At 36.0% G+C, this 13,104-nt stretch carries 12 protein-coding genes; 1 reads left to right on the top strand and 11 read right to left on the bottom strand.

Annotated features, from left to right (window positions below):
* Window positions 1-18: 18 nt before the first annotated feature.
* Window positions 19-732, top strand: coding sequence for a 16S rRNA pseudouridine(516) synthase (locus LK443_RS01570; protein ID WP_227931858.1), 714 nt, complete (start codon window positions 19-21; stop codon window positions 730-732).
* A gap of 45 nt (window positions 733-777) precedes the next feature.
* On the opposite strand, the gene LK443_RS01575 is transcribed toward LK443_RS01570, so the two are convergent.
* From LK443_RS01575 to rpsL, 11 genes are all read right to left on the bottom strand, one after another.
* Window positions 778-2,013, bottom strand: coding sequence for an NAD(P)H-dependent oxidoreductase (locus LK443_RS01575; RefSeq protein ID WP_227931859.1), 1,236 nt, complete (start codon window positions 2,011-2,013; stop codon window positions 778-780).
* A gap of 26 nt (window positions 2,014-2,039) precedes the next feature.
* On the bottom strand, window positions 2,040-2,648 hold the full coding sequence (locus LK443_RS01580; RefSeq protein WP_227931860.1) for an NADPH-dependent FMN reductase: 609 nt from the start codon (window positions 2,646-2,648) through the stop codon (window positions 2,040-2,042).
* Between the two features lie 26 nt (window positions 2,649-2,674).
* On the bottom strand, window positions 2,675-3,619 hold the full coding sequence (locus LK443_RS01585) for an FAD:protein FMN transferase (RefSeq protein ID WP_322563564.1): 945 nt from the start codon (window positions 3,617-3,619) through the stop codon (window positions 2,675-2,677).
* Window positions 3,620-3,784: 165 nt separating this feature from the next.
* A complete protein-coding gene (locus LK443_RS01590) occupies window positions 3,785-5,638 on the bottom strand; it encodes an acyltransferase family protein (RefSeq protein ID WP_227931861.1) in 1,854 nt (617 codons plus the stop codon).
* Between the two features lie 122 nt (window positions 5,639-5,760).
* Window positions 5,761-6,105, bottom strand: coding sequence for a zinc ribbon domain-containing protein YjdM (locus LK443_RS01595; protein ID WP_227931862.1), 345 nt, complete (start codon window positions 6,103-6,105; stop codon window positions 5,761-5,763).
* A gap of 36 nt (window positions 6,106-6,141) precedes the next feature.
* A complete protein-coding gene (locus tag LK443_RS01600) occupies window positions 6,142-7,383 on the bottom strand; it encodes a peptidase U32 family protein (RefSeq protein ID WP_227931863.1) in 1,242 nt (413 codons plus the stop codon).
* A gap of 10 nt (window positions 7,384-7,393) precedes the next feature.
* Entirely contained in the window at window positions 7,394-8,314 is a 921-nt protein-coding gene (locus LK443_RS01605; RefSeq protein ID WP_227931864.1) for a peptidase U32 family protein, read from the bottom strand.
* Window positions 8,315-8,489: 175 nt separating this feature from the next.
* Complete coding sequence (tuf, locus tag LK443_RS01610; RefSeq protein WP_227931865.1) at window positions 8,490-9,677, bottom strand: elongation factor Tu; 1,188 nt, start codon at window positions 9,675-9,677, stop codon at window positions 8,490-8,492.
* A 160-nt stretch (window positions 9,678-9,837) separates the two neighbouring features.
* Window positions 9,838-11,925, bottom strand: a complete 2,088-nt coding sequence (gene fusA, locus LK443_RS01615; protein WP_227931866.1) for an elongation factor G — start codon at window positions 11,923-11,925, stop codon at window positions 9,838-9,840.
* 71 nt (window positions 11,926-11,996) lie between these two features.
* On the bottom strand, window positions 11,997-12,467 hold the full coding sequence (rpsG, locus tag LK443_RS01620; RefSeq protein WP_227931867.1) for a 30S ribosomal protein S7: 471 nt from the start codon (window positions 12,465-12,467) through the stop codon (window positions 11,997-11,999).
* Window positions 12,468-12,527: 60 nt separating this feature from the next.
* Window positions 12,528-12,941 (bottom strand): 30S ribosomal protein S12, encoded by a 414-nt coding sequence (gene rpsL, locus LK443_RS01625; RefSeq protein ID WP_005607493.1) that lies wholly within the window; start codon window positions 12,939-12,941, stop codon window positions 12,528-12,530.
* Window positions 12,942-13,104 lie beyond the last annotated feature (163 nt).

Raw genomic sequence — 13,104 nt, forward strand, 5'->3', positions numbered from 1 at the left:
ACAAAATTGGAGGTTTTTATGCGTCTTGAACATTTAATGATGAAGCATTTTGATATTTCACGAAAGCAAATGAAAAAATTAATTTCTTCTGGAGAAGTTCTTATTGATTCAATTCCCGCAACTCACGTAAGTAATAATGTCGATCCACAAATTCAATTCATTACAGTACAAGGAAAACAAATCGAGGATTCTTCTCAAAAATATTTTATGTTGAATAAACCTAGTGGCCTCATTTCCGCTACAAAAGATGAACATCTTCCAACAGTCATTGATCTTTTTTGTAAGGAAAACGTTAAAGATCTTTATCCCATTGGACGTTTAGATAGAGATACTGAAGGTCTTTTAATCATTACCAACAATGGGCCTTTAGGATATCGACTTTTAAATCCCGTTCAACATATTGAAAAGGAGTATTATGTCGAAGTCAACGGATTTTTAGACGGTTCTTGTATTCAAAGTTTTCAAGATGGAATTATGTTTCATGATGGAACGATTTGTAAACCTGCTAAATTATCAATCCTTGAATCATCTCCATCATTTAGTAAAGCTAAAGTTGTTATTTCAGAAGGGAAGTTTCATCAAATCAAAAAGATGTTTTTATGTGTCGGGGTAAAAGTTACTTTCCTAAAACGAATACGGTTTGGTAAATTTGTTTTAGATTTATCCCTTGCACCAGGTGAATATCGTCTTTTAAATACAGAAGAACTTCAAATTATTAAACAATATTTTTAACACAAAAAGAGGCAAGCAATCCTCTCGCTTGCCTCTTTTTTAAAATTAGTTACTTGCACTTGAAGTTGCGTCTGCTGAACCATGACTTGGAGTATCAGATGAAGCACCTGAAGTTGCATCCGCGCTTCCGTGAGAACCATGTCCTGCTACAGCTGGAGCATTTCCTCCAACTAAACGTTGACCAGTTGTTTCTAAATACCAATCTAACCATGGTTGGAAGTTAAAGATAATTTCGTTAATTCCTGCATATGAACCATCTGGATAGTACATTGCTTTATAGTTATGAGTATTAATAACTCCTTCTGGTTGTCCTGGAACAATTGTACGAACGTACTCTTGATCACCATTACGTAATACGCCTACAACCCACTCAACGTTTTTCATTCTTGCTGGTGGTAATGAAGCGTGCACAGTTCCTAATCTGCTACCCGCTTGGACACGTACACGTTTACCAAACATTGTGCTTGGTTCTTGGTGAGCGTTATTATAATACAAGAATTGGTTGTTATCATCTGCATATGTTAACTCAAATGGCATTGCTTTTAAGAACATATCAATTTGGTTAACTGTTAAGATACCGTGGTCTAATTTTACATAAGTATCTCCTGAAACAGCGCCAACGATTTCTGCTGCTTTTTCTACCCAATCTGGATCATCTGGGTCAACGCCTTGAATCGTTGTTGCAATTGGATTTGTACAATATAAATCTTCTGGAGCAATTGGTTTTGGTTTTTTCAATTTAGAAACTACCTCCACATATTTTACAAAGTTATCTAAACAAGATTCTAAGAATTTCACTGTTCCTTCATTTGTGATATTCCCGTTATTATCAAATGCTTCTTTAGCTTTTCCTAATAAAAATTCATTTCCTGGTAATGTATAAGCATTTACACCTGGAGCATCTAAAATTTTACGTAAATGTACTTGCGCACGTGATGTTCCTTGATCGTGATAGGAAGCACCTACAATCATAACTGGTTTGTTTTCAAATGGGTGTACTTTATAAGATAACCATTCTAAAACGCTTTTTAGTGATGCTGTAATTGTATGATTGTGTTCTGGTGTTGCAATAATAACACCGTCAGCACGTGTAATTTTGTTATATAAATAACGTAATTGGAAACTGTCATCCCATTTTTCATCTTGATTAAATACTGGAACTTCATCGATTTCCAAAACTTCTAATTCAAATTTTAATTTAAATTCACGTTGAATGAATTGTAATAATTTACGGTTATAAGATAGTTCAGCATTTGAACCTACAATCCCTACAAATTTCATAATGTCTTTTCCTCTCTTATTGTGGTTTAAATATTTTCCCAATCAAAGTTTTCTGCTTCTTTGTGTAATAAATCTTGAGCACTTCTTAATTTTTGAGTAATTTTCACAAATAAACGGAAATCATCAAATAATGCATCTAATTTTTTGATTGTATCTAAATCGATTAAATCACCTTTTTTATCAAATGCTTGAAGTGAGTGAGATAATAAGAACTCAGATCCTGGCATAACATTTGCTTTTAATTCTGGAGAGTCCAAAATTTGGCGTAATTGTAATTGAGCACGAGATGAACCTAATGTTCCATAAGATGCTCCTGTAATCATTACAGGTTTATTTAATAATGGATGAATGCCATATGATAACCATGCTAAAGCGCTCATTAATACAGCTGGAATAGCGTGGTCATATTCTGGAGTACCAATAATTACTCCTTCAGATGCTTCAATTTTAGCAGCAATTTCTGTTACAAGTTCTGGAACTTGTTTGTTTGCTGGTTTGTTGAATAATGGAATATCTTTAATTTCCACTAATTCAATTTCAACTTTATCTGCAAAATGTTTTTGCATATATTGTAATAAAGTACGGTTTGTAGAACGTTGTGAGTTTGTTCCTACAAGTGCAATAAATTTTGTCATAATAATTCCTTTCTATACATCTCTGATTAAACGAATTGAATTCCAGATGTATACATCATTTTTTGATTTTTTGTAATCACAAATGCTTCCAGTCCAGGTTGTTGTTCAATTTCTTCGATAATGTCGTATGGATTTTTTCCAAATAAACGCGTCGTCCATATTTCGCAATCTACTGATTTTTCAGCCACAATCGTAATACTTGCTACCTCTGTTTCCATTGGATACCCGCTGGTTCTATCAAATATGTGATGATAGGTTTTTCCATCTATCACTAATTGACGTTCATAAATCCCTGAAGTTACAACAGATGCATCAGATACAGCTATCACTGCAACATGTTCTCCTCTATCCAACAATGGATTTTGGATACCAATTCTCCATGGTCTTTGATAGGTTGGATTTTCTCCAATCGTAAGAATATTGCCCCCTAAATCAATGATTCCTGATTGAACACCTTGTTCTACCAAAAATTCTTTTAACTTGTCAGCAATATATCCTTTCGCTAAAGCTCCTAAATCGATTCGCATTCCAATTTTTGATAAATAAACTTCCTGTTTCGAGTCTTCTAAGACAATTTCCTCTGGATTCGTTATTGGTAATAAAGTTTGAATCTCTTCTTTTGAAGGGAGTTTAGCATCCGAAAAACCAATTCTCCATGTTTGAACTAAAGGTCCAATCGCAATATTAAGATAACTATTCGTAGCAATACTATGTTTCTTTCCTAACGCAATTAATTCAAACAATTCCGGATGAACTCGAACTGACTTCTTTCCGGCTTGTAAATTAATCGCCATTAGTTCTGAATCAGCATCATTCGCACTGAAACGATTTTTATAAAGATGCAACAGTTGTTCACTCTGTAACAATAAACTTTGCGCATCCTCATGGAATATCGTTAATGTAATAGAGGCCCCCATTAATCGAAGACTGTGACTAGCACTTTGCAAGCAATTTCCTCTTTCCTTTTGCATTTGCCTCTAATATACCAAACCGTTTGAGTTTTCACAAGTATTTTAGCTCATTTTATCACATTGCTTTTATATAAAATAAGTACACATTTTCTCAACTGTTCCTGTAACTAAAAAGAAAAACACCGTTATAAACAATCCTTCAACTATCTATAACGGTGTTACATTTTATTCATTCATCTTAATCTGAGTAATAGACTCTAGTAAATATTTTGCTAACTCTTCACCACCTTGATTATTCGGATGTATCTTATCTTCATAAAACCATTCTGCATGATTTTTCGCTAATTCATACCAATCAATGATGTGTACATTTGCGTGACGAGTTTTCGCTTCATGCAATTGCTGATTCACTTCATTATTCCATTTCACTGGAGCAAAAATTGTCACAAAGTATAACTCTCTATCTTCTCCAAGAATACGAATATATTCATCTAATTGTTTTTGAGAAAATGTACCATTTGTTCCCAATAACGTTACTACTCTGTCAGACATTTTTCCTTTTGAAATTAAATCTTCTAAAGTTGCCGGACTAGAATATAATTGTCTGCCTATTTTCCCGTCAATCATCGCTTTAGGGAATAACTCTTGAACTTTATCTGCTGCTGCTAATAAAATCGAATCTCCTACAAAAGTAATCGGTTCTTGAGCAATTTGTTCTTTTAATTCGATTTCTTTATTCGGATCTACTGTTGTACTTTCTTCCTGTGTTGTTTGTTCAATGAGTTCTTGATTCCGTTTAATGACGTTCTCTAACTGTTGCGCTACTAAATTCGTTTCCGTTGAAGATTGGAAAAATCCAACAAATGCTAACCCTATTAAAATAACATAAGTAAATGAAAAGGCCATCCCCATCATTTTCTTAACCGGCGGTAATTCCTTTACAGAAAAATGATGAATGCTCATCAAACTAAAGGTTTGTCCAAAAGGAACCATCCATTTTTTCGTTTCAAACACTTTATAAGTAATTTCTGCTAATAAAATAATCCAAAGCATTTGAACACCTACAGATACAATGCTAGACTCTTCTCCAATTTGGAAATACGGTGCAAACATATGCACTGGATAAAACCATAAATAATAAGAAAAAGTTCTTCTTCCCAAAATTGTAAATCCTCTAAAACGTAAGAAGTAATTTAACACAGAATTTTCATGTAATATACTCCATAAAAATACAATAGAAATTACAGAGAATAATTGCATTCCATATAAATATGTTTCATCTTGCACACCATTAAAGCTTAATATCATCCAAATCATTATTAGAAAACTACCAATACCCATTAACTGAGTCAGTAATGCTGTAGATTTATTTTTTGGCAATGCTAACGATAATTGCCCTTCAGTAAGATAACTTAAGAATCCCCCTAATAAAAACGAGAAAATTCTTGTTGAAATTGCATAATAGATATACGAAGGATCCTTTTGTATCACATACATGACAGTCATGAAAATTGCTGAAAGGACACTTAGAATCAATAGCACTAAACTTTCTTGCATTCGTAATAAGTTTAATCGATTGAGTAACTTTCTAATTCCAACAGCAATTAACATTAATTGTAAATAAAGAGATACATACCATAAATGAACAAACGGACTTGGGTTAATTGATTGCACAAAATAAGATTGTTGATTAATAATTTGATAATAATTATTGAAAAATACTAACGACGATAAAGACATCATCCGAATATTTTTTAATTGTTCCGGTAATGCAATAAATAAGAACGAGACTGTCCCAATAATCATAAACAACATGGGAAGCCATAATCGAGCTAACTTTGAAGACAACTGCCATTCAACTGGCTTTTTATGAAATAAATGCTTGTTATCACGAAATGCTAAATAACCACCTATCGCAAAAAATGCATTTACCGCAAAAAAACCACCTGGTAAATAATTTTGAAAATAATAATATCCTATAATTGCAAGAATCATCATCCCTTTAAAGCCATCAATGGCTGCTACACGTTTATATTTAGGATTTTTGTGAGATTCTTGTATCGTATTTTGTTGAGCCACGTGAATTTTTCCATCCTTTAACTAGTATTCCTCTTCATTATATTCTCTGGAAAATTTTCCGTCAAACCTCTTTTGAAATATTTTTAAGGAATCATAAAAAAAGCTGGAGATAATCTCCAGCCTCACTTAAACTCGTTAGATTTTTTAACGAATTCTGATTTTAATTTCATCGCACCAAAACCATCAATTTTACAATCAATATTATGATTGCCTTCTACGATACGGATATTTTTCACACGAGTTCCTTGTTTAATATCTTTTGAAGCACCTTTAACTTTTAAGTCTTTAATGACTGTTACAGTATCTCCATTTTCTAAACGATTCCCATTCGCATCAATGGCAACTACTCCATCTTCTTCAACTTCTTGTCCTGGTTCCCATTCATGAGCACATTCTGGACAAACTAATAATACACCATCTTCATATGTGTATTCTGAACTACATTTTGGACAATTTGGTAATGCCATAACCGTCTCCTTTTCTATCAAATATTTTTATTTATTTTACCTTCTTTTTCTTATCATGTCTAATGGTTTCACTGGTTCAGTTACTTTCATCTTGCAAATCATCATCGCATGAGGAGCCGCTTCGATTTCTTCACCATTTTCATCCCATAGAGTTGTTAACACTTCTTCATGATGACGCATTCCAGGACCATAAAACTCAATATGATCTCCAACTTTAAAGTTATTTCTTTGTTGAATCGTTGCAATTTGAGTTTCTGGATCATACGCTAACACTTGACCTACGAAGGCATATTGTGGAATTTGACGACGGGCACCAAATAATTGCTCTTCTTCTGTAGGGATTTGATAATAGAATCCAGTTGCTAACTCACGTTGAGCTGCTTTCCATAATTCATCAATCCATTCTTGTTTACATACATAATTATCTGGATCGTCACAATAACTATCTACTGCAGCACGGTATACATTCGCTACTGTTGAAACATAGTGAATAGACTTCATACGTCCTTCAATTTTCAAGCTATCTACTCCTGCTTCAATTAAATCAGGTAAATTATGAATCATGGATAAGTCAACCGCACTCATAGAGAATTTCTCTTCGATACCTTCTTCACCAGCACCAACCATATTTTTCTCATTCACAAATGGCATATCGAATAAACCGTATTTCCAACGGCAAGATTGTGCACAGCCTCCACGGTTCGCATCACGACGTACCATGTGATTTGATAATACACAACGACCTGAATAGGAAATACACATCGCACCATGAATAAATGCTTCAATTTCAACATCCACTTTTTCTTGCATCTCTTGAATTTCTGCCATAGAAACTTCACGTGCTAATACGACACGCTCTAAGCCTTCATCTTTCCAGAAGTTTAATGTTTCCCAGTTTGCTGCAGAAGCTTGTGTTGAAAGGTGAATTGGTAATCCTGGAGCCTCTGAAGCACAAATATCCATTAATGCCATATCGCTGACAATCGCAGCATCAATTCCAAGATCACGAACGGTACGAAAAAATTCTCCCGCACCTTTTTCGTCTCCTTCGTGAGTAACCATGTTCGCTGCAATATATATTTTAGCATTATGGCTATGCGCAAATTCAACGGCCTCTTTCATTTCTTCAAAATCAAAGTTTCCTGCACGACTTCTTAGTCCGTAAGCTTCTCCTCCTAAGAATACTGCATCTGCACCATATAAAATCGCTGTTTTTAATTTTTCAAGCGTTCCTGCCGGAGCAAGAACTTCTGGTTTTTTCAAAATTTTTCTTCCCATTTGTCTCCTCCTATTTTACATCTTCTGGATTTAAAATATAAAAACCTGCATCTAAACCACGTTGTTCTGGATGAAGTTCTCTTATTTGTAATTCTAAGCTAGCACTCTTTTCAACTGTCCAAGTACCTGCTTCAATTTCTTTACGCGCATTATCAAATAATTGAACCACTTTAACAAAGTTTTCTCCAGGAGTTAAAACTCCATCAAATTTCCATTGAGGAACACCCATTTGACTTAATTCTAATAAATAAGGTGCAAGAGAAACATCATTATTGGCAAAGATATGTGTGCCGTTAATATCTTGATAAATAGAATAATGAGAATCTTCATCTGCAGGTTCACTCACAAATAACCCACGTTTTTTCTCAACACTTTCATCTTTCTCAATATAGTTAAAATAATTCTGTAATAATGGACGTTTAGAATGATGGATACATGTCGCACCATAAACTAACACTTCAATAGGAACTTCAACTCGGCTTGCTAAAATCTCCATTTCAGCTCTTGGAATTTCTCTAGCAATTACTGCACCTATCGCTCCACGTTTAGCCCAGAAATTAACTTGACGACTACTTGTGACTAACACTGCAGCGTCGTAATAATATGGAATTGAGTATTCGGGGTTCTTCATAATTTGAACAACACCAGGGTCTCCTACTGTAATCATATCTACATTGATTGATTTTAAAAATTGTAAATATTCCGGAACTTTCGCAATTCCTTTATTATGAAAAATCGCATTAACCGCTACATTTACTTTTTTGCCATAGCGATGTGCCAATTCTGTTAATTCTTTTTGTTCATCACGTGAAAACGACATTGGTAATCTTAAACCAAATAAGTCTTCACCAAAGCACAATACATCTACTCCTGCTTCAAGTAGCGCTTGTGCTTGTTGGATTGATTCAACTGTTGCAATCAGCTCTATCATTCCAAACGCCTCCTATTCTTTCAATAAAAATATACTGATATAGAGTAGCATAAAATTCAAAATATCTCCACTCATATCCCGTATTCTAGAGTGAAAACAATTTTCAATTAAATTTTTATCTCAAACGCAAAAAAATCCTCCCAAAAGGGAGGATTGAAAATCAATTTAATCAAAATTATTTTTCAATGCTAGCTACGATACCAGCACCAACAGTACGTCCACCTTCACGGATAGAGAACTTAGTACCTTCTTCGATCGCAACTGGGTGGATTAATTCAACTTCCATAGTTACGTTGTCACCAGGCATTACCATTTCAGTACCTTCTGGTAATACACAAACACCAGTGATGTCTGTTGTACGGAAGTAGAATTGAGGACGGTAGTTAGAGAAGAATGGAGTGTGACGTCCGCCTTCTTCTTTAGTTAATACGTAAACCTCAGCTTTGAATTTTGTATGTGGAGTGATTGTTCCTGGTTTAGAAAGAACTTGTCCACGTTCGATGTTGTCACGTGTCACACCACGTAATAATGTACCAATGTTATCCCCAGCTTCAGCGTAGTCTAACAATTTACGGAACATTTCAACACCTGTAACAGTTGTTTTAGAAGTTTCTTCAGAAATACCAACGATTTCTACTTCGTCACCAACACGAACTTGTCCACGTTCAACACGTCCTGTAGCAACAGTACCACGACCAGTGATTGAGAATACGTCTTCGACTGGCATCATGAATGGTTTGTCAGTGTCACGTTTTGGAGTTGGGATATATTCGTCAACAGCAGCCATTAATTCTAAGATTTTTTCTTCGTAAGCTGCATCGCCTTCTAAAGCGCGTAAAGCAGAACCAGAAACAACTGGAGTGTCGTCTCCTGGGAAATCGTATTCTGATAATAAGTCACGAACTTCCATTTCTACTAATTCTAATAATTCTTCATCGTCAACCATGTCAACTTTGTTTAAAAATACAACGATGTAAGGTACACCTACTTGACGTGATAATAAGATGTGTTCACGTGTTTGAGGCATTGGACCATCAGCTGCAGATACTACTAAGATAGCACCGTCCATTTGAGCAGCACCAGTGATCATGTTTTTAACGTAGTCCGCGTGTCCTGGGCAGTCAACGTGAGCATAGTGACGAGTGTCAGTTTCATACTCAACGTGAGCAGTGTTGATAGTGATACCACGTTCGCGTTCTTCTGGAGCTTTATCGATTGCACCGTAATCTTGAGCTTGTGCGAAACCTTTCTTAGCTAAAACAGTTGTGATAGCTGCAGTTAAAGTTGTTTTACCGTGGTCAACGTGGCCGATTGTACCAATGTTAACGTGTGGTTTTGAGCGGTCAAATTTTTCTTTTGCCATTTTAAATAATTCCTCCTAAATGTTTGAGTATTTTTGTTAGATTCTATAACAGTATCTACCGATTTGAATTATACCAAAGAATACCTATAAAAATCAACTGGTTACACTAGGTAACCAGTTAACCTAGATTCTTTGATGAAGTTGCGTTTTTAGCGATTGATTATTCGCCATTTCCGCCATTTTTCTTAATGATTTCTTCTGCAATGCTCTTAGGAACATCTTCGTAGTGGTCGAATGTCATTGAGAATGTACCACGACCTTGTGTTGCAGAACGTAATGTAGTTGCGTAACCGAACATTTCTGATAAAGGAATCATACCTTTAACGATTTGTGCGTTACCACGAACTTCAGAACCTTCAACGCGTCCACGACGAGCGTTAACGTGACCCATTACATCTCCAAAGTATTCTTCTGGAACTGTAATTTCTACAGCCATCATTGGTTCTAAGATAGATGGTTGTGCTTTCTTAGCAGCAGCTTTCAATGCCATTGAAGCAGCAACTTTGAAGGCAGTTTCTGATGAATCGACATCATGGTAGCTTCCATCATATAATTTAGCTTTGATGTCAACTAATGGATAACCAGCTAATACCCCGTTTTCCATAGCGTCTTTCAATCCTGCTTCAACAGCTGGGATGTATTCACGAGGAACTACCCCACCGACGATAGCATTTTCGAATTCGAATCCAGCACCTTCTTCGTTAGGAGCAAATTCAATCCATACGTGACCGTATTGACCTTTACCACCTGATTGACGAACGAATTTACCTTCTGCTTGAGTAGAAGCACGGAATGTTTCACGGTAAGATACTTGAGGAGCACCTACGTTAGCTTCAACTTTGAATTCACGACGCATACGGTCTACGATAATGTCTAAGTGTAACTCACCCATACCAGCGATAACTGTTTCACCAGTTTCTTGGTTAGTGTAAGCACGGAATGTTGGGTCTTCTTCAGCAAGTTTTTGTAAAGCAATACCCATTTTATCTTGGTCAGCTTTTGATTTTGGTTCAATCGCTACTTCGATAACTGGATCAGGGAATTCCATAGACTCTAAGATAACTTCTGCTTTTTCATCACATAATGTGTCCCCAGTAGTTGTATCTTTAAGACCTACCGCTGCAGCGATATCTCCTGAGAATACTTCTGGAATTTCTTGACGTGAGTTAGCGTGCATTTGTAAGATACGTCCTACACGTTCACGTTTACCTTTAGTTGAGTTTTTAACGTATGAACCTGATTGTAAAGTACCAGAGTACACACGGAAGAATGTTAAACGACCTACGAATGGGTCAGTCATAACTTTAAATGCTAATGCTGAGAATGGTTCTTCATCTGAAGAGTGACGTTCTACTTCTGCATCAGTGTTAGGGTCTACCCCTTTAATAGATGGTACGTCTAATGGTGATGGTAAGTAGTCAACTACCGCATCTAACATTAATTGTACCCCTTTGTTTTTGAAAGCTGATCCACATAATACTGGATAGAATTCAGCAGCACATGTAGCTTTACGGATAGCTGCTTTTAATTCTTCTTCAGAAATTTCATCGCCTTCTAAGTAGCGTTCCATTAATTCTTCATCAGTTTCAGCTACTGCTTCCACTAATTTTTCACGCCATTCTTCTGCTAAATCTTGTAAATCTTCAGGAATATCTGTTTCTTGGATATCTGTACCTAAGTCATTTGTATAGATTTCAGCTTTCATTTTAATTAAATCGATGATACCTGAAAATTCATCTTCAGCACCGATTGGTAATTGAATTGGGTGAGCATTTGCTTGTAAACGTTCATGAATTGTACGTACAGAATATAAGAAGTCCGCACCAATTTTATCCATTTTGTTAGCAAATACGATACGAGGAACACCATATGTTGTAGCTTGACGCCATACAGTTTCTGTTTGAGGTTCAACCCCAGACTGTGCATCAAGTACCGCAACAGCTCCATCTAATACACGTAGAGAACGTTCTACTTCAACTGTGAAGTCCACGTGCCCTGGTGTGTCGATGATGTTAATACGGTGACCTTTCCATTGTGCTGTTGTAGCAGCAGATGTGATAGTGATACCACGTTCTTGTTCTTGTTCCATCCAGTCCATTTGTGAAGCACCTTCGTGAGTTTCACCAATTTTATGGATTTTACCAGTGTAATAAAGTACACGCTCAGTTGTTGTAGTTTTACCTGCGTCAATGTGAGCCATGATACCGATATTACGCGTGTTTTCAAGAGTAAATTCTCTCTTTGCCATCTTCGTTCTACACCTCTTTATTTAATAGTTAATTTATGCATAGATTAAAAAGCCCGAAGGCTTTTTGAATCTTACCAACGATAGTGAGCAAACGCTTTGTTTGCTTCTGCCATTTTATGAGTATCTTCACGTTTTTTAACAGAAGCACCTGTGTTGTTCGCTGCGTCCATGATTTCACGAGCTAAACGAACTTCCATAGTGTCTTCACCACGTAAGCGTGAGTAGTTTACTAACCAACGTAAACCTAATGTAGTACGACGGTCTGAACGAACTTCAACTGGCACTTGATAGTTAGAACCACCAACACGGCGAGCTTTAACTTCTAATACTGGCATAATGTTCTTCATAGCTTGATCGAACACTTCCATTGGATCATTTCCAGTTTGTTCTTTAACGATGTCAAATGCATTGTATAAAATTGTTGCTGCTTTACCACGTTTACCATCTACCATTAAACGGTTGATTAAACGAGTAACTAATTTTGAATTATAAATTGGATCAGGCAAAACATCACGTTTTGCGACAGGACCTTTACGAGGCATTTATAATCCTCCTTTCATCATGTTGAGTTATTTATTATTATTGTTTATTGTGAGCCTAAATTATTTTTTAGGACGTTTAGTACCGTATTTAGAACGACCTTGCATACGGTTGTTAACTCCAGCAGTGTCTAATGCACCACGGATGATATGGTAACGTACCCCTGGTAAGTCTTTTACACGTCCACCACGGATTAATACTACGCTGTGTTCTTGTAAGTTGTGACCAATACCTGGAATGTACGCAGTTACTTCGATTAAGTTTGATAAACGTACACGGGCATATTTACGTAACGCTGAGTTAGGTTTTTTAGGCGTCATAGTACCTACACGAGTACATACACCACGTTTTTGTGGAGAGTTTGTATTCGTTTGTGATTTTTTAAAGCTGTTATATCCTTTACCTAACGCTGGAGAAGCTGATTTCTCAACTGCTGATTTACGAGGTTTACGGACTAATTGGTTAATTGTTGGCATTTAGCTCTTCCTCCTTCCCTATCGGGTTCTTCTTGGTCCACACATCCTGGTGGTCCATTTTTTTGTAAAAATTAAAAGACACATAAATGTCCCTCTCAGTGGCCTTTTTACCAGTCAGCACGACTGATATGATTTCTAATCAGGAATCAGGTATAAAAGCACC

Origin of the sequence: Granulicatella elegans (assembly GCF_020735385.1) — a bacterium.
GTDB lineage: Bacteria > Bacillota > Bacilli > Lactobacillales > Aerococcaceae > Granulicatella > Granulicatella elegans_B.

What these genes read in the sequence shown, in the direction of transcription:
- LK443_RS01570 (WP_227931858.1), top strand. Translation starts at nt 19, where the DNA reads ATGCGTCTTGAACATTTAATGATGAAGCATTTTGATATTTCACGAAAG.
- LK443_RS01575 (WP_227931859.1), bottom strand. Translation starts at nt 2,013, where the DNA reads ATGAAATTTGTAGGGATTGTAGGTTCAAATGCTGAACTATCTTATAAC.
- LK443_RS01580 (WP_227931860.1), bottom strand. Translation starts at nt 2,648, where the DNA reads ATGACAAAATTTATTGCACTTGTAGGAACAAACTCACAACGTTCTACA.
- LK443_RS01585 (WP_322563564.1), bottom strand. Translation starts at nt 3,619, where the DNA reads ATGCAAAAGGAAAGAGGAAATTGCTTGCAAAGTGCTAGTCACAGTCTT.
- LK443_RS01595 (WP_227931862.1), bottom strand. Translation starts at nt 6,105, where the DNA reads ATGGCATTACCAAATTGTCCAAAATGTAGTTCAGAATACACATATGAA.
- LK443_RS01600 (WP_227931863.1), bottom strand. Translation starts at nt 7,383, where the DNA reads ATGGGAAGAAAAATTTTGAAAAAACCAGAAGTTCTTGCTCCGGCAGGA.
- LK443_RS01605 (WP_227931864.1), bottom strand. Translation starts at nt 8,314, where the DNA reads ATGATAGAGCTGATTGCAACAGTTGAATCAATCCAACAAGCACAAGCG.
- tuf (WP_227931865.1), bottom strand. Translation starts at nt 9,677, where the DNA reads ATGGCAAAAGAAAAATTTGACCGCTCAAAACCACACGTTAACATTGGT.
- fusA (WP_227931866.1), bottom strand. Translation starts at nt 11,925, where the DNA reads ATGGCAAAGAGAGAATTTACTCTTGAAAACACGCGTAATATCGGTATC.
- rpsG (WP_227931867.1), bottom strand. Translation starts at nt 12,467, where the DNA reads ATGCCTCGTAAAGGTCCTGTCGCAAAACGTGATGTTTTGCCTGATCCA.
- rpsL (WP_005607493.1), bottom strand. Translation starts at nt 12,941, where the DNA reads ATGCCAACAATTAACCAATTAGTCCGTAAACCTCGTAAATCAGCAGTT.